A 23,951-nucleotide genomic window follows, 5' to 3' on the forward strand; every position below is an offset into this window, starting at 1 on the left:
CCATCCGATCCGGCACCACCCTCAAGCCCGGATGGTGGACGCAGGGCACCTACACCCGCCTGGTCATGCAGCCGGACGGCAATCTCGTGATGTACCGCCGCCGTGACGGCGCCGCGATCTGGTCGAGCCGAAGCTACGGCCACCCGGGTGCGTATGCGGTGATGCAGACGGACGGCAACTTCGTCGTCTACACGAGCACCGGGGGTCCCGGCAAGGGCGGCGCCCTGTGGTCCACCGGCACCTACCACAACACCGGTGCGTACGCCGTCATGCAGAACGACGGCAACCTGGTCGTGTACAAGAGCACCGGCGGCACCGGCAAGGGCGGCGCACTGTGGGCCACCGGCACCACGACGACGTCGCGGTGACCACGTCCTGATCCGGGTCGTATTCAGCACGGGGCCGCGGGCAACCGCGGCCCCGTCCGTCCGCGTCCACAGACGCACCACCGAGAGCAGGACCCCGACCCCATCCACCCGGAACTGAAGGAAGTCCTCGACCCGATCCTGGGCAGCACCCACCACCTGCTCATCTTCCAAGAGCAGATCATGGCCATCGCCCGGACCCTCGCCGGACACACCCTCGGCGGCGCCGACATGCTGCGCCGCGCGATGGGCAAGAAGAAGCCCGAGGTCCTGGCCGCCGAGTGGAAGTACTTCCACACCGGTATGACCGGCAACGGCTACTCGGAAGAAGCCACCAAGGCGATCTGGGACGTCATGCTCCCGTTCTCCGGCTACGCCTTCAACAAGTCCCACACCGCCGGATACGGCCTCGTCTCCTACTGGACCGCGTACCTGAAGGCAAACTACCCGGCCGAGTACATGGCCGCCCTGCTCACTTCCGTCGGCGATGACAAGGACAAGGCCGGCGTCTACCTGGCCGACGCCCGCAAGCTCGGCGTCACCGTCCTTGCGCCCGACGTCAACGAATCCCTGGCCGAGTTCGCGGCCGTCGGTGACGACGTCCGCTTCGGCCTGCTCTCGGTGCTCAGCGTCGGCGAGAACGTGATCGAGGCGATCATCACCGCACGCAAGTCCAAGGGGAAGTTCACGTCGTTCCAGGACTTCCTCGACAAGGTCGACCTGCCCGCGCTGAACAAGCGGGCCATCGACTCACTCATCAAGGCCGGCGCGTTCGACTCACTCGGGCACACCCGCAAGGGCCTTGCAGCCGTGCATGAGATGGCAGTCGACGCGGTCGTGCCGCTGAAGAAGGCCGCCGCGTACGGACAGGACGACCTGTTCGCCGGCATGGGCGGCGCCGGCGGCGGCGCCAACGTGCCGCCACGTACCACGCGACCAAGCCTGACGACGCCTCCCAGGCCCTGTGGCATCGCCTCGATCTGCGGGACGCGGGAGGCCTGGACGCCGTCATGGCGGAAGTGAGTCCCCATCTCGTCGTCAACGCATCCAGCCACAAGGCCGACTGGGCAGTTACGGCGGACGGCCCCATCCGGCTCGCGATGGCCGCGGCGAAGCACGGAAGCCGCCTGGTCCACGTCTCCAGCGACGCAGTGTTCTCCGGCGCCCAAGTCCACTACGACGAGACCTGCCTCCCTGACCCCGTCACCCCGTACGGGGCAGCGAAAGCGGCTGCGGAGACCGGAGTTCTGACCGTGCACCCAGAGGCCGTTGTCGCCCGCACGTCGCTGATCATCGGCCACGGGCGTTCCGTACATGAGCGCGCCGTGCACGAACTCGCCGCCGGCACCCGTGACGGCGTCCTGTTCACCGACGACATCCGCTGCCCAGTGCACGTCGAAGACCTTGCCGCCGCCCTTCTGGAGCTGGCCTCGTGCGACGCGTCCGGCATCCATCATCTTGCAGGGCCCGACGCCCTCAGTCGTCACGAGCTCGGCATTCTCATCGCCAGGCGCGACGGTCTCGACGCCTCACGGCTGCCCACGGGCCTGCGGGCCCACAGCACACTCCCCGGCGCCCTCGACGTGCGCCTCGACAGTCAGGCGACCCAACGGAAACTGACCACCACACTGAGCGGTGCTCGCCAGTTCTGCATCGCACCGGTGACCGCCCAGCCCGTCGTCCCATGAGCCAGCGGCCCCCCAGCAGAACCCGGCCGCTCTGCCCTTCATCGCCCAGCGGAGCAGGCATCGCAGCAGATGCTGGTTGTGGTGAGCATGCGGGGGAAAGGCCCTGGAAGTAGCGGCCGGCCGTCCGCAAGGCTGCCGCCATGGGTTCCCGGCCTCGGTACTGGTGAGCTCGCCTATTCAACTGTCGTCAGATCCTGAGGGACTTTCCTCCTCTGATGACAACCCTCTGTGACCCTCCCAGCGTCCTCACGGTTCAGCGCAGGAAGCCGCGCTCGTCGACGCTGCGTGTCGGTGGTGTGCCGAAAAAGACCTCGGGAGAGGCGAGGCCATAGGAGATGTTGAACGTATCGAGTCGGTATGACCACGGCCCGCCCCTGGTGCCGACGAACCGGTAGTTGATCTGCCATTGCAGCCACTGCCCGGGGGCGAGTCGGACCGCCGGAGGGCGGCGGTTGCGTCGTGGCATGCTGAAGATCGTTGTCTCTGGTGGATGGACTTGTAGCAGGCCGTCGGCCTCGCGAAGAACCAGGCCGGGATCCGACAGGTCCTGCTCAGACATCTTCGGTCTGAATGCGTCGGACTCCTGCATGACGACCTCGTGCAGGCCGGACTGCAGGCCAAGGGGGAGTGGGAACACTGTGGGGGCTGCGTTTCGCGCGGCGGCCCCGGCTCCGCCCCGGGACGCCTTCGTCCATGACGTGCGTACGCGTTGAACAACGACATCCATGGAGCCGATCATCGGGTATGTCGCTGCACTACCGCCACTGTGGTTGCCGCAGTTAGGTTCAGCGAGACAGCTGTCGTCAGCTCCCCGGTGGTGTCCAGCCTGGTGGTGACCGCCAGTGGCGTATCGGCTCCAGGCGCCTCCGGCCTCGGAGGCCAGCTTGGCCGTGGTAACCCGGTGATACCGCAACGACCGGAGCGGGCATCTCCAGCACGTGCTGCCGGATCGCGGCGGTGCGGCCGGCGGTGGTGGGGATGCCGAGGTCGTTGAGTAGGGCCGCAAGGACGTCGGGATGCAGCGGTTGCCCAGCTCGACGGCCGGGAAACAGCCACCGGCAGGCGTGATTGGTCGCGGTTCATGTTGTCCCGGCTGTCGATCCAGCGGAACAGGAGTTCCGCGAGCGGCTCGGGAACAGGGGACGGCGGCTCGCCCAGCCGGAGAAGGGTCTGCTGTTCGGCACGGGTGACGTCGTCCAGGATGAGGCGGACGACGCGGCTGAGCGGCTGGGCGTAGAGCAGGACGATGCTCCCCACGACTCGGGCCCCGCAGAGGCAGGCGCGGGTCGGTGAGAAGGCAGCCGATCAGCTCCAGGCGCTGGGTCTGCGGCACCGGTGCGGCTCGGCTGATCTGCACTGGCGGCAGCCGGAAGGGCCGGGTGAGCTTGCTGGCCGAACACCACAGCAGGTTCTGGCTCTCCAGAGCGGCGGCGACGGTGCCGTCGAGGTGTCGCCGCAGGGTGCGGGTGCGGAAGTCTGAGCTGACGCAGGTGCGGACGACCTGGCGGCTACCGCGGCAGCCGCCAGGTCGTCCGCAAACACCTTGCCGCCCTGCGGGTGGGCACCGCCGAGCCGGTCCGGGCCGACATCCCTAGTCCTCGCAAGATCACCTCCTGGATCATGCGGCCCCGCGAGACCCTGACCGAGAGCCAGGACCGGCGGTTGCTGGAGGTCCGGCTCGCCTGCCCGGACATCACCCGGGCCTGCGACCTGGCCCGCGTCTTCGCCGACCTCGTGCGTCACCGGCGCGGCTACCTGCTGCTGGAGTGGATCCGCCAGGCCGAGCAGGACGCGCCGAAGCCGATGCAGGGCTTCGCCGGCTTCCTCCGCCAGGACCTCGAAGCCGTCACCGCCGGCCTCACCCTGCCGTGGAGTTCCGGCGTCGTTGAAGGGCATGTGAGCCGGGTGAGAACGCTCAAGCGAGCGATGTATGGCCGGGCTTCGTTCGCACTCCTCCGAACCCGCATCCTCACCCAGTCAGGAACGTGGAATACCCGATACTTACGCAGGTGGGCATACCTACCAGCGATCACAGCGACGAGCCGCTCGATGCTGCTCTGGCAGACATGGCAAACAACATCTGCGGCATCATCAGAGGCAGCATCGATCCCGCCCAAGTGGCATCTCGCTTGGGCGCACTTGGCTGGAGGACACGGTCAGCCTCCTGGCACTCCTTTGAAGCCGAGACCGCTTGGTGCCGTGTCGAAATCGACAAGAGCGACGACGGGACGACCTTGATCAACGGCGTCATCGACCCGCAGCGGATCGATGACCTGACGAGGCTCCTCGCCAGGATCGGCTGGCAGCACAGCCTCGAACTCTCCGATGAGGACAACAACATCCTTGAAGAGCGTCACCACTGACCGGCCGCATCACGAAACCGCGGCCAGAGCCAAATTCAGGAATCCTCATCAGCGGAACGCGGTCAGAGGCCCGGGCGGGCCCTCTCCCTCCTCATCCGCGGGTTCGAATCCCGTCGGCGTCTGCAGCCGCCCTCTTCGAACGTCAGCCAGCCGGGGAGCGCGCTGGCGGAAGGCACTGTGCACATCCCACGACTGATCCATCGCGTGCTATTCGGCCAGGTCCGATGGCTTTGTGCCATTCGTCTGCAACCCGCCTCCAACATCGTCAAGACGCCGCTACACAAGAAAGTTGGCGGCGGCATCCAGCCGTCCGTGGGGTGAAGGCCGGTCGGTGGGGAGGTCGGGGCCGTTGGTGACCATCAACGTGGCGGTGCTGCTCGCAGTCATCGTCGTCTGGCGGCTGCGGCGGCGTACGGAGGCCCGTAGTCGCTTCGACGAGAAGCTGACCGTCGTTATCGTCCTGGCGCTGGGAGTGCTGATCGCCCCCACTCCGGCCGGTCAGGGGATCTTGAACATTCTGGGGCAGCTTGCGAGCGGCGTCACACGGGCCAGCCGATGACCCCTCGCGCGTGCGCGGGCCGGATGGGGCCCGTCGGCGCCCATTGCGGATCACGCGTCCGGGGAGCGGGGGAGTGATGGCCGCACGTCGACGGCGCCTGCGCTTGAAGAAGCGGACCCGCAGGCAACTGCAGGGCTGGGGTGCGGTGGCGGCGTTGGCCGCAGTGCTGTGGGTCGCCGGGCACTGGTCGATGGTGTGGCCCATCCTGGTGGCCGTACTCGCCGCGGCCGTGTTGGGCGGGGCCGGCTGGGCGCTGCTGCGGGCGCACCGTCACGCGGTCGGCCAGGACCGCGCGTGGCGGGCACAGGAAGAGGCCCGAGCGCGCGAATTGTCCATGGCCGCGGTCGACGCCTTGTCGTGGCAGGAATTCGAGACGTACATCGCGGAGCTTTGCCGGCGAGACGGCTGCACGAAGGTCGTCGTCAGCGGCAAGAGCGGCGATCTGGGCGCGGACGTCGTCGGTTACCTGGCCGACGGCCGCAAACTGGTCGTCCAGTGCAAGAAGTACGCGCCGCACCGGAGCGTGTCGTCTCAGGACATGCAGAAGTTCGTCGGCACCGCTCGTCTCGAGCACGGCGCGGACGTCGCCTTGTTCGTCACCACCTGCCGCACGTTCACGAAGGCCGCACTGGGCCTGGCACTGCGCCAGGACATCGTGGCTATGCACCGCGACCTGCTGGGTTCCTGGGTCAAAGGCGCTCATCTGGAAACTCTGATCCCGCTGAACGGCAGCGGCGGCGGCACCAGGCGGCGCCCCTCTGCTTGACTGGGTGGGCTGCTGATGGGCATCTTCACCGCGTGCGGGCCGACCTCCACCACCGGCCCCACTGACGTTGTCCTGGGCTGGTCTCAGGACGGCCAGGACAGTGCCGTCAGCAGGACAACGCTGGTCACGAGGACGAGCGCGGTGAGTGCCGGCCGACGGGTGCGGCCCGGCCCTGGCACCGACCGCGATCAGCGCGACGGTGAACACGGTGACCAGGAGCCACATGACAAGCCACGCTGTCAGGGCCAGGGATGCGCCCATGCCCAGGATGCCCAGGCGGCTGCGACAGGTCGTCCGGCATCCGGAGACACAGCCGGGCACGCCGCTGTAGCCCCACCCGGCACTCCGGTCGCGTCGCACCGGCGCCGCCGGGGAAGGCTCCACCGCCGCGACTGTGCAAGACGTTGAACTGCCCCTTTTGGCCGGGACACTGCCTCTTGCAGTGCGCGTATGCGCAACTTCGCGCCTGGTGGGGGAGCATGTGCTCAGTCGTCGCTCGTTCGTGAGGGGTCGTTACGGTTCTGTTCGCCGTGCCGTGCCGCCGGTGCTGCTCTCCTTCCTGCTGCTGGCGGGCTGTTCCTCCGGTTCGCACTCCGGTTCGGACGTCTCGGGGAAGGGCGGAGCGTCAGCGGCGGGGTCGTCGGGGAGTGCTGTACCAGCAGGTACGACGAAGATCCCGGTGGGTGCGGGGCCGCAGACGACGTACACGGTGCAGCAACAGCCGTCGGCGGGCAGTTGCCACTACCGGTACGAGCAGGGTGAGCCGCTTCGGGATCCCAAGTGCACCCCAGAGCCACCTCGCCGGCCGTAACCCAGCAGAACCTGAAGTCGACGATCTGCCGCAAGGGCGGGTACACGAAGGGGATCCGGCCGCCCGTCTCGGTCACACTGCGGTCCGCGACGGCAAGGTCACCCTCGCTGCCGCCCAGCAGGCCCTCGCCAGCGACTGGACCACGGCCCTGGCCAAACTGGGCCTGAACTGAACAGCCGGGCGGGCGCTGACGCCACCGCGGCAGTCGATGCCCGCCCGAGCGTGTCGACACGGCCGCTTCCTGAAGCGGCTGCGCGGACTGCGGACAGTGTGGCACCGTTGATCACGTTGGGCCCGTCGCTCCCCCCGTGGTGGCGGGCCCGGCTTCATTCAGCGGTCGAAGAAGACGGTGATCGCGGCGCTGGCCGGTTCCCTGAGCTTCAGGCAGCCGAGCGGAGAAGACGACCTCAGCGCTGCGCCCGGCCGACGCGGCGTCAAGCACGTCCTGCTGGACTTCGTGCACGTCGCCGAATACGTCTGGACCGCCCCCATGCCTTCCACAAACCCGGCACCACCGAGGCCGAGGCCCTGGGCGGCTGACCGTCTGACCGCAATCCTCTCGGGCCACGCCGTTCGCGCCGCCGCTGAGAAGGCCGCCCAGGCGGAGCGGGAACAGCTGTCAGCCTCGCGGCGCGAGGCCTGCCGCTGCTACCTGACCGGCCCGCTTGACCAGCTTCACTACGACACCGACGCTCCACAACGGGTCGCCGATCACCACCGGCGCGGTCGAGAGCGCCCTTGACGGTCCCGCACCCTGAGAACCGATCCTTGAACCTCGATTGATCGCGTGCACGCGGTGAGGGCGTCGATGGTGCGTCCGCCGGGGGAGGAGTCAGCCGTCCGGCGCGCCTGGGCGATCAGGGTTCTGCGGGCCGGGTGTTGCGGCGGTCCTTGGGCGACGGGGCAAGCCCGTGTGATCCAATGGCCGTGGAGCCGGGACCTCGCGAAGGGAACACGAAGGCGTGTCGACGGTCATACCTGTGCCGGACAACTGGCAGCCGCTGTTCAGCAGGTGGGAGGAGCTCCGGCACGGCTACCATGCCGGGGACAAGGACGAGACGGTGCGCGGCTGCGCCCGCCAGCTCGAGACGACGGCGTCGGGGTCGGAGGGCGATCCCGTGCTGTTCTGGACGCTGGGCCTGCTGATGCTCACCCCCTACGTGGCCTTCGGCAACCCCGGTCCGGGAGTCGAGGACAAAGTCGTCGCCGTACTGAGCCGGGTCGCGCGCGGTGACGACGGCAGGACGTGCGCGCACGGCTGGCATCCGTACGAGGTCGACGTGGACGATGTGCTCGAGCACCTTCCGGCCTGTCTGGGGATGCTGAGCTCCCCGGTGAACCAGGCCCTCGACGACCTGCTTCCCGAGGACCTGCTTCCCGAGCTCTACCTGGATGAACTCGAGGACCAGGAGGCCGAACCCGCGAACCTCTCCGGGCCCGAGATCCTCGCTCGCTGGCAGTGCCCGCGTACCGCACCGGGATTCGCCCGCGCGGCCCTCGACTACCTGGGCGCAACCGTCCGCTGAGGGCGACGGCTCCTCGAGTGTGAGTAGTTGAGCGGTCGGGTGGACCCGGCTCTCCGACCTGCGCACGACCACCATCAGGGTAGGGACGTATCGCTGTACCTCACTGGCCACGGTCGGGCGTGCGCCGACAGTACGTCGGCACTGTCCGAAGCCGGGGTGAGGATCGCCTCCGGCGGCAACGCAGGTCTGGCCTGCGCCTGGGCCGCCAGCAGCAGGGCATCGCGGCTACCGTCTTCCTGTCCACGACCGCCCCACAGGTAAAGGTCGCCAAGTTGCCCTCCTACGGCGTCGACGTACAGCTGACCGGGACGGAGTGCGCCGACGCCCTGGCCGCCTGCGAGGACCTCGCCGCCATCGCCGACGCGCTCACCTCCCACGCCGACAACCACCCGCTGATCGCGGCCGGAGCCGGCACCCTGCTCGAGGAGATCCGCCAGCGGATCCCGGACCTGGACACCGTCGTGGTCGAGGTCAGCGGCGGCCTCTTCATCGGCGTCGCGACCGCCGCGCAGCACCACGGCATCCGCACCGTGGCCGTCGAACCGAACGACTGCCGCGCACTGAACGCAGCCCTGCAGGCCGACCGCCCCATCGACGTCACCGTCGACTCCATCGCCGCCGACTCCGCGCAGACCCTCGAAGTGCTGGGGCTTCAGTCCGTGCCCACGCCGCGGACAGCCCTCGAGACGGGGGCGGCCAAGGTCTCCAGGGGCCCGCGTAGACGATCACTTGCGCGCACTGCGAGTGCGCGCTCGTTCTCCTTCTGCGGCCCCTGACGTACGGCCGGAGGAGCGTGGGTCTGTCCGGCTGGAGAGACGTCATGCCGAAGAAGCAGTCGACCGCAGCGAAGCGGGCCCGCGCCGCCGTCCGGTCCTCCGGCGCCAAGTACACCGCCGCCCTCCGCGAGGTCGCCGGTCTTCACCTTCCTCCCATCTCGAACGCTTCGACGACCAGACGCTGCCAGACGGGGAGCGCATGGTCGTCGACTGCCTGCGGGCGCTCGTGGCCGGGGGAGAGCCGCTGCCGGTCCGCATGGCCGAGCCGGACCGGGAGGTGGTCGAGGCGCGGGTGCGGGCCGAGGAGAAGGGCATCCGCCCGCAGCGCCGGGTGCCGCCCCGGCCCACCCCCCCACCTTCGGGGACCTCGCCGCGCTGCGCCGCCAGCGGGCTCGAACTCAGGAGCGCCGTCGCGCGACGCTGCATGAGCTACACCTGGGCTTCTGTAACGCGGCCGGGATTGGCTCGCATACTACGCTGCCGCATCCGTGACGGCGGGAGTACGGCGAGCAGCCCAGCTCCGGCCGGTTCGACGGCATACGGTCGTCCGTCATGACCCTGCCTGCCGCTGGGGGACCGCGTGCTCCTGTTCGCCGCGTACGGCGGACGAACCTGACTGCGCTCGCGCTCCAGCATGGACAGCCCTTAGCCACACGGGGCCGGGGAAGCCGACCACGTACGTCAAAGATCATTCCAGGATGCGTGCGGGACCTGTAAAGGCTCAACAGCTGACTGCGATGATCGGGTGAAATGGGGGCCATGGCGACCAGGGCTTTCCGCACGGGGAGATCAGCGCAGCAACTTCGCCGTATCGCCGAACGGCGAAGGGCGGTTCGCTCTTCGACGGGGCGTCAACGGATAGGGACCGTCGGTCAACAACCGGCCGAACCGCCCGCGAACCTGCTCCCTGACACGTCGGCCCCGCCAGCCACCAGGGCAGGACAGCCCAGCCCGGAGCCCGATGTCGATGCACCGCAGACGCCGCCTCCGGGGGACCCCGACGACGCGCTGCGTCCCGATGACGCCGACGCCACGCCGCCGTCCACACCGGATTCGCCCACCGACGGCACACCAGGGGCGATGCGGGACTGGACGCGCCGGCTCGAGGTGGTCAGCACTGCGGTCGGCAGCACGCTGACGGCGATCGCCGCCATCGCAGCGGTCCTCATCAGCGTGCTGGTAAACCGCAACGATACGGAGACGACCAGGGAAGGGCAGATCACCGACCGCTATACAGCCGCTATCGACAACCTGGGCAACTCCTCGGTCGACGTACGCCTGGGCGGCATCTACGCCCTACAGCGCATCATGAAGGACTCCCCACGCGACCAGGCGTCCATCGTGGACGTCCTCTGTGCCTACATCCGCGCCCACTCCCAGTCCGGCAGTAAGGCGAGCCCAGGATACGCCGGCCGCCCGGAGGCCGACGTCCAGGCCGCCTTCGAGGTCTTGGCGCGCCGCAATCCCGCTCACGACGGCAGCTCTGAAGTCGACCTACGCGAGTCCTACCTGCCACACATGGCCGTACGCAGCGCGAGCCGCAGCGGAACCATCGAAGAGGACCTCACCGGGGTGGATGCCGCGCATCTGCCGAACTCCAACCTCAGCGGAGCGGATCTCAGCAATGCGAACCTCCCCGGATCGGACCTCCACGGGTCCTACCTGGTCGGGGTGGTGCTCAACGGAGCAGCCCTGAACGAGTCGGACCTGCGTCAGGACTGGTTGGACAACGCCGACTTGAGTCGCGCGGATCTCGACGGAGCCGGACTGCAGAAGGCAAGCCTCGTGGATGCCTCCCTCAACGGGGCGTCACTGCGTGACGCGGATCTGCAGAATGCAGACCTGCGGGGCGTGGACCTCACCGGAGCCGACCTCGAGGGGGCGGACCTGCGCGGAGCGGATCTCCGTACCGCCCCCAAGCGGACGGTGAACGGCAAGGAGGTGGGGTGGACTTCCCACAAGACCAGCCATGTGACGGCCTCTCAACTGCTCACGGCCAAGCTCGATCCCACGACCCTCCTGCCGCCGGCGCTGGCCGGTGATCCGAAGATCAAGGCCAAGATCGCTGAATCGTAGGCGTGAATGGGCTGGGCCGGCAGCGTGGGCAGGCGATGACTGAGATAGCTCCCCCCACCCTGGCTGCGTAGGTCAGAACGAAGAGCATTTGTCGGTGGGGGCCCAGATGCCACGTCGCTCAAACGGCAGCGTGCCGGGATCGAGGCCGAACAGCCGGGCATCCGGGCCGGCGCGCCCGTCGAGACTGCAGTGGCGGGGGCGTCTTCCCGCAACACGCCTTCGATAGTACGGTCGCGCGCATCACCCGAGCCCGTCCGAAGGACTTTGGCATGCCTGCACGCTATTTCGAGGACTTCACGCCCGGCCGCGGGCGCCTGGCGCCGCGCGCGGTCCTGGACTCCGACGCCCCCCGGATCGACCTCAACGGGCAGTGGGCGTTCCGGTTCTCGTCGGCGCTGCGGGCCGAGCCGGACGGGTTCCAGGACCCGGAGTTCGACGACGGCTCCTGGGACGCCCTGCCGGTCCCCTCGCACTGGCAGCTGCGCGGCTACGGCCGGCCCGTCTACCTCAACATCGCCTACCCCATCCCGCTCGACCCGCCCTTCGTCCCACAGGAGAACGAGACCGGTGACTACCGCCGCGTGTTCGACCTGCCGGACTCCTGGCAGGGCATGCCGGTGGTAGTGCGCTTCGAGGGAGTGGACTCCTGCGCCCGGGTCTGGCTCAATGGCACGGAACTCGGCGTCACCTACGGCAGCCGCCTGGCGACCGAGTTCGACGTGACCGCGCTGCTACGGCCCGGCCGCAACGTGCTGGCCGTGCGGGTGCACCAGTTCTCCGCCGGCACCTACCTGGAGGACCAGGACACCTGGCGCCTGTCGGGCATCTTCCGCGACGTGGCACTGCTGGCCCGCCCCGCCGGCGGCATCCGGGACGCCTTCGTCCACGCCGACTACGACGACGCCACCGGCGAGGGCCGGTTGCGCGTGGACGTGGACACGGACGCACCCGTGCGGATCAGCGTCCCCGCCCTCGGCATCCACGACCAGCCGGCCGACAGCGAGCTCCGTTTCCCGGCAGTGCGCCCCTGGAGCGCGGAGGACCCGCACCTCTACGAGGCACACCTGGCCACCGGCAGCGAACGCGTGCGGGTCCGGTTCGGCTTCCGCACCATAGCCATCGACGAGAGCGGCGTCTTGCGGGTGAACGGGCGCCGCGTCCTGCTGCGCGGCGTCAACCGGCACGAGTTCGACCCCGACCACGGCCGCACCCTCTCCCCGGAGGCCATGCGCCGCGACGTGGAGCTGATGAAGCGTCACAACATCAACGCCGTCCGCACCTCCCACTACCCGCCGCACCCAGCCTTCCTCGATCTGTGCGACGAGCTCGGGCTGTACGTGACGCTCGAATGTGACCTGGAGACCCACGGCTTCGAGTACGCCGACGCCACGATGTGGGAGCGCAACCCCTCCGACGACCCGCGCTGGCGCGGCGCCTACCTGGACCGCATCGAGCGCACGGTCGAGCGGGACAAAAACCACCCCAGCATCATCCTGTGGTCGCTGGGCAACGAGGCCGGCGACGGCCAGAACCTGCGCGCGATGGCCGACTGGGCACACCGACGCGACCCCTCCCGCCCGATCCACTACGAGGCCGACCGGCTCGGCGAGTACACCGACATCCACGGCCAGATGTACCGCCCGCCCGCGGCCGTCGCCCGCATCGGCCGCGGACAGCTGCTCCCGGGCGAGATCCATTACCCGGCGCGCGCCGGCTCCGGCGACCCGGCCGACGATCCGCGCAACCGCATGCCCTTCCTCCTCACCGAGTTCGGCCACGCGATGGGCAACGGACCCGGCGCCCTGGCCGAGTACGCGCAGCTCTTCGACGAGTACCCGCGGGTGCAGGGCGGCTGGGTGTGGGAGTGGATGGACCAGGCGCTGCGCACGCGCGACGCCCAGGGCCGCGAGTTCTTCGGGTATGGCGGTGACTTCGGCGAGGACCTGCACGACGGCAACTTCAGCTGCGACGGCCTGGTCTTCCCCGACGGCACCCCCTCGCCCGGGCTGTTGGAGTACGCCAAGGTCATCGCCCCCGTCCGCATCAGTCCGGGCCGCGAGCCCGGAACGCTGAGCGTCGAGAACCGCTTCGAGGTCCTGGACCTCTCCCACCTGCGCTTCACCTGGTCGCTCGCGCGCGAGGGCGTCGAACTCGCCGCAGGCACACTGCCGACGCCGAAGGCGACCCCGGGGGACCGCGTCGAACTGCCGCTGCCCGCGCCGGCCCTGCAGGCCGCCGACGACGACGGCGACGGTGGTGAACTGTGGCTCACCGTCCAGGCGGAGCTGGCCAAGCCCGCCGACTGGGCACCCGAGGGCCACGTCATCGCCTGGGGACAGCTCCAGCTCTCCGCACCAGGCCGCGCCCACTCGCACGCACCCCTGCTGAGCCCGCACGCCGCGGACGGGTTCATCACGCTCGGGCCCGGCCGGTTCGACCACGCCACCGGCAGCCTCCTCGACCTCGACGGACTGCCCCTGCAGGGCCCCACGCTGGGCCTGTGGCGCGCCCCCACCGACAACGACCGCGGCTGGTCCCAGCGCGACGCCACCTACTGGAAGGAACGCGGCCTGGACCGGCTGCGCCACCGCACGGTCTCCGTCACGCCCGACGCCGAGGGTCTGACCGTTGTGGTCCGCAGCGCCGCCGCCGCCGTCCCTTGCGGTTACCTGACGACCTACCGCTGGACCAGCGACGGGACCGGCCTGCGGCTCCACGTGCACACCGAACCGGTCGGCCACTGGCCCGAGCGGGCGGACGCCTTCGCCGACACCATGGTGGACCCCGACCTGCCGCCCGAAGAGCACCGGGAACTTCTGCGCCGCAACACCTCCCGTTCCCTGGCCCGGATCGGTCTCGACTGGCAGCTCCCCGCCGACTGGTCACAGGTCGAGTGGTTCGGCGCCGGCCCTGGCGAGGCCTACCCGGACTCCCGGCAAGCGGTCCGCGTCGGACGGTTCCGCACCACGGTCGAGCAGATGCAGACGCCCTACGTGCGCCCGCAGGACAACGGCAACCGCGCGGACGTACGGTGGGCCGAGGTCAGTGACGGCTCCGACGCCATCCACGTCCGGGGCGAGGAGCTCTTCCACCTCTCCGCCCGCCGCTGGACCGACCGGCAGCTCGACGTGGCCCGGCACCAGACTGAGCTGACCCCCGGCCCGCTCGTGCACCTGCACACCGACCACGCCGTCCAGGGCGTCGGGAGCGCCGCATGCGGACCCGGCGTCCTGCCCCAGCACCGCCTCGAACTCGGCACCGCCGACTTCACCCTCAACCTCACGCCCTTCCATCGCCCATGACACCGGAACCGGTCCGCCCGCGCGGGCGGACCGGTCCAGCGGTGCCCGGACATCCCATCCGGGCACCGCAGCACAGGGCAGGCACCGGGGACGGCCGACAGGCTCACCTGCTCCGCTCCACGGCGCCGCCGCGCCAGCGAACACACCAGATCCGAACGCTGCCGAAGCCGCCCCGGCCGCCGCACGGCATCCTGCGCGCAGCGTACGGACGAGCAACCGACCCCGGGCAACGGCTGCGAGCGTGGTCGCCCAGCGCATCGAAGAGGCCGGTGAATGACGGAACGCAACCCCCGTTCGATCGCCCGCCTCCGTGATCGGTACGACAACGGCTACTTATGTGCAGGCGAAGTTGGTGAACATGACACGCCAGCTGAAAATGGCAGCGGGTTGCGTGCGGTCATGCCGGGGTGGGATGCCAGGCGTGGACGCGGACGGGGTCGAGGTGCAGTTCGTTGGGGCCCATGCAGTCGGCGGCCCAGGTGGCCAGGCGTGAGCCGCAGGCACAGGCCAGGTTGGGGCCGGCTGCGCCGGTGGGGCCGCAGCAGCCAGTCTGGTTGTCCCCGCAGGTGAATGGAGCGAGGCGGGGGAGGACGTCGTCGGGGTGAACGACGACCGTGTTGCGCGGACCCGTGGGGACGGTGGACCCGGGGTCGGGCCGCAGCAGTTCACGGCCCGTGCTGCGGGCGTGCTGGCGGGATGCGGTGGCCGGGACGAAGGGCGCGCCCCACGGGTCGGGGTCGATGGCATAGTGCCCGCGCGGGACGGTGGAGCGGGCCAGCCCAGTCTTCTTGTCCCGGCCGTTGTCCGGATCGTCGACGTCCGGGACGGCGGGCAGGGCCGCCAGGTCCCCGGTGAGCGCGGTGCCGCACTTGGTGCAGAAGAAGACGGTCACAACACGGGTTCTACCGTGGGCCAGGGCGGCCCGGCACGCGGATTTCGCTCCCGTTACCCCTGGGGGCACCCTGCCAGCGCTGCTGCATCGACGGGAGAAGTCCCCCATATCGGACGCGTCCTCGCCTATGCGGATGCCGGTGACTGGCTGGTGCTGTCTGGATCTGCGGGCGGTAGTGCTCCTGGTGGCGGGTCGGGTGGCGGCTGAGGAGTGGTGGCTGGGGCTGTGGCCTGCACGGTGTTGTGAGTACTCAGCCATGGACCGTGGACGACGACTTGTGGGCGCTGATCGAGCCGTTACTGCCGCCCTGGCCTGAGCGGTCGCCGGGGCCACGGCCGGTGGACGACCGACTGTGTCTGCAGGGCATCCTGTACGTCCTCTACAACGACATAGCCTGGCAACTGCTGCCGGTAGAGCTGGGGTTCGGCGCCGGGCAGACCTGCTGGCGCCGCCTGGAACGGTGGCAGCAGGCCGGCGTCTTTGACCAGCTGCACCGGATTCTACTGGCCGAACTGAACGCGGCCGGGGAACTCGACTGGTCACGGGCCTGCGTGGATGTCACAGCGGACCGCCCGGTCGACTCATCGGACTGGCCCTAGCAGCTTTCGGGTCTGCGACTGTTATGTCCAGCGCATGCCGATGGCGGAGAGCTGCTCGATCCGCTCGGGCGTCAGCGTGGCGGCCCTGCTGCGCTGGTTCCCGATCCATGACCCGAGCCGGATCTGCCGCTCTTCGTGGTCCTCGCCAGCGATCGTCTCGATGTGCTTCCTTGGTACCCGCAGGTGCCCCTCGCGCTCGTAGAACTGTTTGGCGGCCGCGTAGTTCATGGCCCACTTATCCGCCTGCGTTCGGCGTGGCTGGGGTTTCTCGTTCTCGGTCGCGGGTTGGATGCCGGGAACGTGTTCGCACATCCACTGCTGCACGCCTGTGAGTTTGTCCCAGCCGAGGCGGACCGAGCGTGCCCACCGGCCGAGGTCCTCGCCCTGGTGCACGACTTCGCCCGGCGACACGGGCAGCGTGCCGCCGGCGTCCAGGTGCTGGCGGACGAGGTGGAAGGCGCGCTGCCATTCCACTGGCCAGGCCGGGCACCATGAGGGGTCGATCTTTTCCAGCTGCTCGCGCCGCTCCTCGGACGGCGCTCCGGCCACCGACTGAACCGGCAGTCCCTGGGCACGTCGCTGCTCGATCTCGGCAGCCCTCTGGGCCGCGGCCCTCGCGTTCTTCAACCAGATGCCCACCCGGTACCCCTGGTAGGTGGCATCCAGCGGAGCCGGGAGGTGGCCCGCCTCGGCCGCCCACCCACGCGCGGCGGCCAGGTACTCCTCCCATGCGACGTCGAAGTGGCTCCAGACCATCCCCAGCTTCGCCAGCTGCAGGACGCGGTCGACGCGCCTGGCGTCGGCGATCCACTGCCCCAGCGGGAAGCTGGCGAGCGCGGCCGGCCACCCCTCGGCTTCCGCCTCCTGGTCGTCGCGGCCGGTTACGCGGTACGTGAATGGCACCCTCAGGTCGCCGTGGTGCCGGTTGTAGATGACGGCTGCTTCGATGCCGCGTCGCCAGTGGGCGGTCTCGGGGTTGAGGACCCGCAGGTTGACGAACGCCGCCGTCGCCGACGCAGCAGGCCGGCCGGGGCCGGTCCATCTGCCGGACCGTGCGCAGCTCGTGCACCATCGCCTGGATCTGCTTCTCCTGCTCGGGCGTCCAGCCCGGCTCCGGCGTACCGGGAAGGGCCTGGAGAGCCGCCTGGACAGCCTGCTGCGCCGCCTCGGCTCCGTCGCCCGTGCCGACGGTCACGGGCTGGGCGATCTGTTCCTCGATAAGGAGGGCCAGCTTCGGCGGCAGGAGCACGGGGCGGCGGTCGAGGGTGAGGTAGGCGCCGTTCTGGTCACGGCGGAAACGGTCGGTGGTCAGTTGGACGATGCGGGAGACGGGGACGGCATAGAGCCTGACCAGGGCACCGATGATGCGTGCTTCCCGGGGAATGGTGCCGTCGTTCAGGCAGCGCCGGAGCTGCTCCTGGAGGTCTTGTTCGTCCAGGAACCCGGAAGAGTTCTTCTTGGGCGGTCGGGAGATGGCGAGTTCTCCGGTGATGTGGCGGGCCACCGCCCACTGGATGAACGTGGCGACCGTCCGGTGCAGGAAGAGTGGTCAACGAGCCAGCGGTCGAGGTCGCTCTGGGTGGTGTCCTGCAGGTCGATTTCGTGCGTGTCCAGCCAGGACATGAAGTCAACGGCGGCCTTGATGTCCCTGATGTCGCCGTCGACGGCCAGGGCGGTGTAGCGGCCGCGGGCCGCGCGCCGGCGGGCGTCGCGGATGACGTGCCACTCCCCGAACGCCCGGATCACCCGGGCTTGGTGCGGGGGGAGCTGTTGGAGGGTGTTGGCCAGCCGGAGTTCCAGGCGTGCGAGGTTCTCGTCTCGGCGCGGGAGAACGCCGGCCGTGACGAGCAAGCCGCGAAGGTGGCGTGTGGGGCTGCTCTGGGGCAGCGCGTCCAGCACCTCATGGGTGAGCTCACCTTGTTGGGAGGCGAGGTCGGCGAGGAGTTTCGCGCTGCGGCTGCGTCGCAGCCAGTTGAGGACCGCCCGTAGGGGTTGCCGGCGTCCGTCAGGGCGGCGGCCAAGGGTTCGAGCGGCGCTGGGACGGTGCCGCCGTCGGGGCTGAGCAGGTCGTGGACGCGGTCGGTGAGGACGCAGCGGGGGCAGCGGCCATCGTCGTAGATGTCGTCCGGTGCTTTGCATTGCCAACAGCAGGAGTTGGGGACGTCGATGCCGCAGCAGGCACGGCAGACCTCCCGGCCGTCGGCGCGTGGGCGACCATGAGCCGAAGACGCCCACAGCCCGAGCAAGGAGCGGGCACCTGGGTACGCCGCTGGTAGCAGCCGGAGCAGAGATTGCCGATCGGCCGGGTGCTGTGCCCGGGTTTCATCTCGCCGCAGTCATCGCACTTCCGGATCGGCCGTGGCCAGCATGACATGCAAGGGAACGCGCCGCCGCGGGCGGTGGTGTGACGGCCGTGGCGGACCCGGCCGCAGACGCTGCACGTTCCCTTGCGGCCTGTGGCTGGAGGTCTGGAACCGCTCGCAGAACGCCGACGACACGGCCCGCGACCGCCAGGCCGCGATCGAGGGCGCCTGGCACCGCGACCTGGCGGCACTGCTGGCGGCGGGGGCGTCGAGGGGCGAGTTCCGGCCGGTCGACCCGGACCGTTTTGGCGCCCGGCTGCGGGCGCTGCTCGACGGGTTCTCCATCCAGTGGCGATCGGCCTGCGCGGCGCGGGCCGGACGCAAGTCATGTGCCGCGTAAGGGAGTTCCTGGAGGCAGCCTCCTCGCGGCCTCATGAGTCCACGTCCAGGTTGTACGCGACACCGCGGATCACCCTGTAGCGCTCACGGGAACCCGTACACGCGATTCGCTCGATTCGATCGTCTTCGCGCTTGAATCGAGCGCATGAGTCCGGCATTGTGCTTGAAGTAAGCGCAATGCCTGCCGTTCGCGCAGGAGAGAGGTGCTGCATGGACGACATCGACCGGGCCATCCTGCGGGAACTGCAGGTCGACGGCCGGATTCCTTACGCCGATCTGGGTCCGAAGGTGGGATTGTCGCCCTCGGCCGCGAGGCTCCGGCTGCAGCGGCTGATCGACACCAAGGCGGTCCAGGTCGTCGGAGTGACCGACCCGATGACGATGGGCCGGCAGACGATGGCGCTCCTGGGCTTGCGCGTCGACGGCGATCCCCGGGCGGTCGCCGATGAACTGTCCCAGTACGACGAAGTCGTGTACACGGTCCTGACGGCCGGCGGCTTCGACCTGTTCGCGGAGGTGGTGTGCCCTCAGCCTCGGGATCTTCTGGACTTCATCAACGACGTCGTGCGGCCCGTCGAGGGTGTCGCATCCGTGGAGAACTTCCCCTACTTCGCGATTCACACTCACCGCTTCCTGTGGCACGTCGACTGAGGCATCCGAGAGTCCCAGCCCTGTTCGCCCTCACCAGCCGAGGAACCCCGCATGCTGCACGACGAGTACCGCACGATCGACTTCTTCACCGAGGACGCCCTTCCCGCACCCCGCTTGGCGCCGGCCGAGGCTGAGCTCATCGCTGCCGAACTCCTCGGCACAGCTGCTCGCGCGCAGGCGCTGGGCAGCCAGCAGGACGCCAACTTCCTGCTGCACGCCGACGACGGGACGCCCGCGGCGATTCTGAAGATCGCCAACCCCGCCTTCGGCACGGTGGAGATCGAAGCCCAGGACGCGGCAGCCGACCTGATCGCCTCGGCCCGCCCGGAACTGCGCGTCGCCACGGTCCTGCGCCGCCCTGACGGCTCCCCGCGGCGCACGACGGTGGACACCGAGAACGGTCCGGCCGTCGCGCGCCTGCTGCGCTACCTGCCCGGCGGCACGTTCTCGGGACCACGGCACCTGTCCCCCGGCAGCGTGGCGGGCATGGGCACGATCGTCGGAAAGGTCAGCACCGCCCTGCGCGACTTCCGGCACCCGGGCCTCGACCGCGTGCTCCAGTGGGACCCGCAGCACGCCGATCGCGTCGTCGCCAAGCTCGCCGGGCACATCGACGAACCCGACCGGCGCACCGCCGTCCGGACCGCGACCGCCGAGGCCTGGGCACATGTCCAGGAGCTCGCCGCCACGCTGCCGTCGCAGGCCGTGCACCTGGACCTCACCGACGACAATCTGATCCGCTGTCCCGACAGCCGTCCGCCCCTGCCGGACGGGGTCATCGACTTCGGTGACGTGACCACGAGCTGGGCGGTCGGCGAACTCGCCGTGTCACTGTCGTCGATGCTCCACCACGACGGTATCGAGCCTCACCACGTGCTGCCGGCCGTCCGTGCCTTCCACACCGTTCGGCCGCTCTCTCCCGAGGAAGCCGAGGCGGTGTGGCCGCTCGTGGTCCTGCGCGGCGCCGTCCTGGTGGCCAGCGGGCGGCACCAGGCCGCCGTCGACGAGGACAACTCATACGCCAAGGCCGCGCTCGACCGCGAATGGCGCATATTCGAGCAGGCTGCCTCGCTGCCCCTGCCGGTGATGATCCGCCTCATCAGGGACGCGACCGGCATGGCCGACGTGCCTGCCCGGACCGTGCAGGCCGGTGCGCCGGTGCGCCCTCTCCTGCGGGACCTCGTCGCCGACGACATCACCGTCCTCGACCTGTCCACCGACGCCGATTCCATGGACCACGGAGCCTGGATGGACGCCGGCACCGAGGCCCGGCTGGTGACCTCCGCGCTCGCGGACGGAGCGGCCGCCGTCGCCACCCGGTACGCACACGCGCGACTCACTCGGACACCGGCGCTGTCGGCGGTGTCCACCGCCACCGTGCCCACCGGAATCGACCTCTGGCTCGGCCGGGATGCGGTGGTGCAGGTGCCCGCCGCGGGGAAGGTCCTCGCTGCGGCGCCGGGACACGTGGAACTCACCTACGGCGCGCAGGCGCTGTCGCTGTCCTTCCCCCGCACGGTCCGGCCCGTGGTCACCACCGGTGCGACGGTGCAGGCGGGCGAGGACATCGCCCACCTCGGCTCCGGCGCCTCGGTCCACGTCGCGCTGCGCGACGCCGACGGCCCCGCTGCCCCGCGCCTGGTCCGTCCCGAGTACGCCGCCGGCTGGCTCGCGCTCACCGCCGACCCCGCCCCGCTCCTCGGCCTCCCGGCCGACTCCGACCGTACGCGCGAGAGGGACCTGCTCGACCGGCGTGACGCCGCGTTCGCCACCGTGCAGGAGCACTACTACGCCAACCCTCCGCGTATCGAACGTGGTTGGCGCCACCATCTGCTGTCCACCGACGGCCGGTCGTACCTCGACATCGTCAACAACGTCACCCCACTGGGCCACGCCCACCCCCGCGTCGAGCAGGCGGTCTCCCGGCAGTTGCGGCGGCTCAACACCAACTCGCGCTTCCACTACGCCTCCGTGGTGGAGTTCGCCGAGCGCCTCGCCGCCCTCCTCCCCGACCCTCTGGACACGGTGTTCCTCGTCAACTCCGGTTCGGAAGCGGTGGATCTGGGCCTCCGCCTGGCCATCGGGGCCTCCGGCCGGAACGACGTCGTCGCGCTGCGCGAGGCGTACCACGGCTGGACGTACGCCTCCGACGCGGTCTCCACTTCGCTCCAGGACAACCCGAACGCCCTGGCCACCCGCCCGAGCTGGGTGCACACCGTGGACTCGCCCAACTCCTACCGCGGCCGCCACCGCGGGCCGGATGCCGTGCGCTACGCACTCGAGGCCGTCGCGGTGATCGACGAACTGGCCGCTGCAGGTCGCCCGGCGGGAGCGTTCATCGGCGAGACCTTCTACGGCAACGCCGGGGGAGTCGCCCTTCCCGACGGCTATCTCGCTCAGGTGTACGCGGCGGTACGGCGTCACGGCGGCCTCGCCGTCGCCGACGAGGTCCAGGTCGGATACGGCCGCCTGGGACAGTGGTTCTGGGGCTTCGAGCAGCAGCAGGTCGTCCCCGACATCGTCTGTGTCGCCAAGGCCATGGGCAACGGACACCCCCTCGGCGCCGTCATCACGTCCAAGGCGGTCGCGGACCGGTACCGCGACCAGGGCTACTTCTTCTCCTCCACCGGCGGCAGCCCCGTCTCCAGCATCGTGGGCCTCACCGTCCTGGACACCCTGCGCGACGAAGACCTCCAGGGCAACGCGGCGCGCGTCGGCGGCCATCTGAAAAGCCGGCTCGAGGCACTGGGCGACCGCTACGGCATCATCGGCGCCGTCCACGGCTCGGGCCTCTACCTTGGCCTCGAACTCGTCCGGGACCGCGTCGGCCTGGAACCCGCCACAGAAGAGACCGCCGAACTCTGCGACCGCATGCTCGACCTCGGCGTGATCGTCCAGCCAACCGGGGACCACCTCAACATCCTCAAGATCAAGCCACCGCTGTGCATTGACACCACCGCGGCCGACTTCTTCGCCGACATGCTCGACCTGGCCCTCACCCAACTCGGCCACTCCCGCTGACGCCGCACACCCGCAGGCCCGGGGCCCGCCGGCGTGTACGGCATCCAGCCGAGCCGTTGGAAGCCCGGGCACCGGCCCGCCGCTGACCGGAATCGCATGCCGACCCGACTCGCCCCATCTGACCTGCAGAAACGCCACACTTTGATCCGCCCGTTCTTCCCCCTGTTCCCGCGATCTGTGGCTGAGCGCGTCAGCGGGTCGGAGCGGCGCCTTTCGCCGGAGAGGATCCGCAGCGCCGCCTCGACCGGAGAGTGGTCCGTGTCGGCCAGGCCCCCACGCAGGGCGGCCATCGTGGTCTCACCCTGGTCCAGGATGAGCGATTCCTTGGTGGGGAAGTAGTTGAAGACCGTCTTCTCCGAGACTCCACATACCTGGGCGATCTCTGATACGCGTACAGCGTCGAAGCCGCGCTCCAGGAAATCTCGGTCGCAGTATCGGACAGGCGTTGCCGCAGCAGGCGCTTCTTCTGCTCCCGCAACCCTTCCGCCTCGGGCTCGGCGGCCTGCGGGCGCCATGCCGTCCAGTCCACCGTGCTTGTCTAGGGTTCAATGGCACCAGTTCGAGAAAGCACCCGCGAGATGCAATCTTCCCATGTCGTCGGGGTGGTCTGTGCCGCCTTCGATGAGCCGAATCTGATCGCGCATGCCGGGCTGGTGCCGGTGGTCCGGCTTGCGGAGCGGCTCGGCCTGCCCGGCCTGGTCGGTGAGGCGGTTCGGATCGAGGGCGCGGGCAACAGCGGCGGGGCGAAACCGGCAGCGAAGGTGATGTCACTGCTGGCGGCGATGTGCGCCGGGGCGGACAGTATTGACGATGCCGACCGGCTGCGGCACGGGTCGATGCCGCTCGCCTTCGCCGGGGTGCGGGCCCCGTCCACACTGGGCACGTTCCTGCGCTCCTTCACCCACGGCCACGTCCTGCAACTGCACGCGGTGCACCGGAAGTTCCTGCGGGAGCTGGCCGCACACACTCCGCTGCTGCCCGGCGCCGGGCAACTGACGTTCATCGATATCGACTCCACCCACAAGCGGGTGTTCGGCCGTGCCAAGCAGGGTGCGCAGATCGGCAGGTTCAAGGGCGTACGGACCCTGCACCCGCTGCTGGCCACGCTCTGCACCCCGACCGCGCGGCCGGTGATCGCCGCGGTCCGGCTGCGGCAGGGCAAGTCCGCCGACAGCCGTGGCGCCCCCAGGTTCGTCACCGAGGCCCTGGCCACCGCGGTGGAGGCCGGCTGCAGCGGGATACGGATCCTGCGCGCGTACCGGGGCGTGAGCCATATCGGGGTGTTCGAGGGGGAAAGTCGCCCACCTCCAAACTCGCGATGGAAGACGGCCCGCTGCCACCGCTGGCGTCCATCACCACTCGCTGCTTCGGTCCGGGCTTGGTCATCGGCGACACCTGGGGATGAGTACGCGACGCCCTTCCAGACGAGCCAGCCCGTCGCGTCGTTTCGGCCAACGTCACTGTCGCTCAAAACAGCGCCCGGCCGGGGCGTTGCATCCCGCACGTCCCGCGGCTCCCTTCCTGATGCGGATCTCAGCACGTCTGAAAAACGTGCGTTCGGTAGACTCGCTGCGTCGTTGAGCTGGGCGACATCGAACTCCCGCGCGACCTCTGAGGGACGTGTTGGCCTTGGCTCACGAAGAAGCACCGGCAACTACCGGACCACCCGACTCGGACTCCTCCATTCCAGAGCCTGAGAACGCATCGGTCCTGATCGTCAACGACCGCGGCGAGTACTTGCTGCACCTGCGAGATCAGGTCCCTGGCATCTGGGAGCCGGGAGCGTGGTCCCTGCTAGGCGGGGGGCGCGAGCCCGGCGACCGGTCCTTGGGGGAGACGGCCCGTCGGGAGCTA

Annotated in this window: 14 protein-coding genes and 9 pseudogenes; 19 read left to right on the forward strand and 4 right to left on the reverse strand. The window is 69.7% G+C overall.

All coding sequences use genetic code 11. The annotated features are described in order from the left end of the window. The 3 pseudogenes from C3488_RS34215 to C3488_RS34225 all read left to right on the forward strand — a co-directional run. Positions 1-368 (forward strand): annotated as a pseudogene (locus C3488_RS34215) (hypothetical protein); the annotation flags it as partial. Positions 369-461: 93 nt separating this feature from the next. Continuing rightward, positions 462-1,271: pseudogene (locus tag C3488_RS34220) on the forward strand (DNA polymerase III subunit alpha); the annotation flags it as partial. A gap of 8 nt (positions 1,272-1,279) precedes the next feature. Beyond that, positions 1,280-2,053, forward strand: a pseudogene (locus C3488_RS34225) (SDR family oxidoreductase); the annotation flags it as partial. Positions 2,054-2,306: 253 nt separating this feature from the next. Here C3488_RS34225 and C3488_RS42435 read toward each other — a convergent pair. Beyond that, a complete protein-coding gene (locus tag C3488_RS42435) occupies positions 2,307-2,612 on the reverse strand; it encodes a hypothetical protein (RefSeq protein ID WP_308460704.1) in 306 nt (101 codons plus the stop codon). Positions 2,613-3,610: 998 nt separating this feature from the next. On the opposite strand from C3488_RS42435, the pseudogene C3488_RS42790 reads away from it, so the two are divergent. From C3488_RS42790 to C3488_RS34290, 9 genes and pseudogenes are all read left to right on the forward strand, one after another. Further along, positions 3,611-4,009: pseudogene (locus C3488_RS42790) on the forward strand (transposase); the annotation flags it as partial. Positions 4,010-4,062: 53 nt separating this feature from the next. Then, positions 4,063-4,416, forward strand: coding sequence for a hypothetical protein (locus tag C3488_RS42110; protein ID WP_258053832.1), 354 nt, complete (start codon positions 4,063-4,065; stop codon positions 4,414-4,416). 349 nt (positions 4,417-4,765) lie between these two features. Continuing rightward, a complete protein-coding gene (locus tag C3488_RS34255; protein WP_103844787.1) occupies positions 4,766-4,975 on the forward strand; it encodes a hypothetical protein in 210 nt (69 codons plus the stop codon). Between the two features lie 76 nt (positions 4,976-5,051). Beyond that, on the forward strand, positions 5,052-5,741 hold the full coding sequence (locus C3488_RS34260) for a restriction endonuclease (RefSeq protein WP_103844788.1): 690 nt from the start codon (positions 5,052-5,054) through the stop codon (positions 5,739-5,741). A gap of 1,229 nt (positions 5,742-6,970) precedes the next feature. Next, a pseudogene (locus C3488_RS34270) lies at positions 6,971-7,289 on the forward strand (ISKra4 family transposase); the annotation flags it as partial. A 225-nt stretch (positions 7,290-7,514) separates the two neighbouring features. Then, on the forward strand, positions 7,515-8,078 hold the full coding sequence (locus C3488_RS34275) for a hypothetical protein (protein WP_146067983.1): 564 nt from the start codon (positions 7,515-7,517) through the stop codon (positions 8,076-8,078). 27 nt (positions 8,079-8,105) lie between these two features. After that, a pseudogene (locus C3488_RS34280) lies at positions 8,106-8,704 on the forward strand (pyridoxal-phosphate dependent enzyme); the annotation flags it as partial. Positions 8,705-9,934: 1,230 nt separating this feature from the next. Further along, on the forward strand, positions 9,935-10,930 hold the full coding sequence (locus C3488_RS34285; RefSeq protein ID WP_258053833.1) for a pentapeptide repeat-containing protein: 996 nt from the start codon (positions 9,935-9,937) through the stop codon (positions 10,928-10,930). A 269-nt stretch (positions 10,931-11,199) separates the two neighbouring features. Continuing rightward, a complete protein-coding gene (locus C3488_RS34290) occupies positions 11,200-14,232 on the forward strand; it encodes a glycoside hydrolase family 2 TIM barrel-domain containing protein (RefSeq protein ID WP_103844791.1) in 3,033 nt (1,010 codons plus the stop codon). 397 nt (positions 14,233-14,629) lie between these two features. On the opposite strand, the gene C3488_RS34295 is transcribed toward C3488_RS34290, so the two are convergent. Next, complete coding sequence (locus C3488_RS34295) at positions 14,630-15,124, reverse strand: hypothetical protein (protein ID WP_103844792.1); 495 nt, start codon at positions 15,122-15,124, stop codon at positions 14,630-14,632. Positions 15,125-15,387: 263 nt separating this feature from the next. Between C3488_RS34295 and C3488_RS34300 the strand changes: the two genes are divergently transcribed. Next, positions 15,388-15,723, forward strand: coding sequence for a transposase (locus C3488_RS34300; protein ID WP_181139309.1), 336 nt, complete (start codon positions 15,388-15,390; stop codon positions 15,721-15,723). 21 nt (positions 15,724-15,744) lie between these two features. Here the strand turns inward: C3488_RS34300 and C3488_RS34305 are convergent. Beyond that, positions 15,745-16,728 (reverse strand): annotated as a pseudogene (locus C3488_RS34305) (helicase associated domain-containing protein); the annotation flags it as partial. Here C3488_RS34305 and C3488_RS42115 point away from each other — a divergent pair. The 4 genes and pseudogenes from C3488_RS42115 (at position 16,715) to C3488_RS34325 (ending at position 22,097) form a co-directional block, all read left to right on the forward strand. Continuing rightward, positions 16,715-17,404 (forward strand): hypothetical protein, encoded by a 690-nt coding sequence (locus C3488_RS42115; protein ID WP_258053834.1) that lies wholly within the window; start codon positions 16,715-16,717, stop codon positions 17,402-17,404. The pseudogene C3488_RS34305 and the gene C3488_RS42115 sit on opposite strands and share 14 nt — an antisense overlap. A gap of 773 nt (positions 17,405-18,177) precedes the next feature. Continuing rightward, positions 18,178-18,506: pseudogene (locus C3488_RS34315) on the forward strand (TetR family transcriptional regulator C-terminal domain-containing protein); the annotation flags it as partial. 129 nt (positions 18,507-18,635) lie between these two features. Then, on the forward strand, positions 18,636-19,076 hold the full coding sequence (locus C3488_RS34320; RefSeq protein WP_103844796.1) for an Lrp/AsnC family transcriptional regulator: 441 nt from the start codon (positions 18,636-18,638) through the stop codon (positions 19,074-19,076). Positions 19,077-19,127: 51 nt separating this feature from the next. After that, a complete protein-coding gene (locus tag C3488_RS34325) occupies positions 19,128-22,097 on the forward strand; it encodes an aminotransferase (RefSeq protein WP_103844797.1) in 2,970 nt (989 codons plus the stop codon). 359 nt (positions 22,098-22,456) lie between these two features. On the opposite strand, the pseudogene C3488_RS34330 reads toward C3488_RS34325, so the two are convergent. After that, positions 22,457-22,612, reverse strand: a pseudogene (locus tag C3488_RS34330) (hypothetical protein); the annotation flags it as partial. A 63-nt stretch (positions 22,613-22,675) separates the two neighbouring features. Here C3488_RS34330 and C3488_RS34335 point away from each other — a divergent pair. Both C3488_RS34335 and C3488_RS39995 read left to right on the forward strand, forming a co-directional pair. Beyond that, on the forward strand, positions 22,676-23,794 hold the full coding sequence (locus C3488_RS34335) for a transposase (protein ID WP_181139310.1): 1,119 nt from the start codon (positions 22,676-22,678) through the stop codon (positions 23,792-23,794). Next, the coding region (locus tag C3488_RS39995; RefSeq protein ID WP_258053835.1) for an NUDIX domain-containing protein at positions 23,718-23,951 on the forward strand (234 nt) is incomplete at its 3' end. The genes C3488_RS34335 and C3488_RS39995, both read left to right, overlap by 77 nt.

The sequence above is a fragment of the Streptomyces sp. Ru72 genome, from assembly GCF_002920635.1.
Classification (GTDB): Bacteria; Actinomycetota; Actinomycetes; order Streptomycetales; family Streptomycetaceae; genus Streptomyces.

Excerpts from the sequence above, each read along its gene's own strand:
- C3488_RS34290 (WP_103844791.1), top strand. The coding sequence starts at position 11,200 with ATGCCTGCACGCTATTTCGAGGACTTCACGCCCGGCCGCGGGCGCCTG.
- C3488_RS34335 (WP_181139310.1), top strand. The coding sequence starts at position 22,676 with ATGCAATCTTCCCATGTCGTCGGGGTGGTCTGTGCCGCCTTCGATGAG.
- C3488_RS34260 (WP_103844788.1), top strand. The coding sequence starts at position 5,052 with ATGGCCGCACGTCGACGGCGCCTGCGCTTGAAGAAGCGGACCCGCAGG.
- C3488_RS42435 (WP_308460704.1), bottom strand. The coding sequence starts at position 2,612 with ATGTCTGAGCAGGACCTGTCGGATCCCGGCCTGGTTCTTCGCGAGGCC.
- C3488_RS34325 (WP_103844797.1), top strand. The coding sequence starts at position 19,128 with ATGCTGCACGACGAGTACCGCACGATCGACTTCTTCACCGAGGACGCC.
- C3488_RS34320 (WP_103844796.1), top strand. The coding sequence starts at position 18,636 with ATGGACGACATCGACCGGGCCATCCTGCGGGAACTGCAGGTCGACGGC.
- C3488_RS34285 (WP_258053833.1), top strand. The coding sequence starts at position 9,935 with ATGCGGGACTGGACGCGCCGGCTCGAGGTGGTCAGCACTGCGGTCGGC.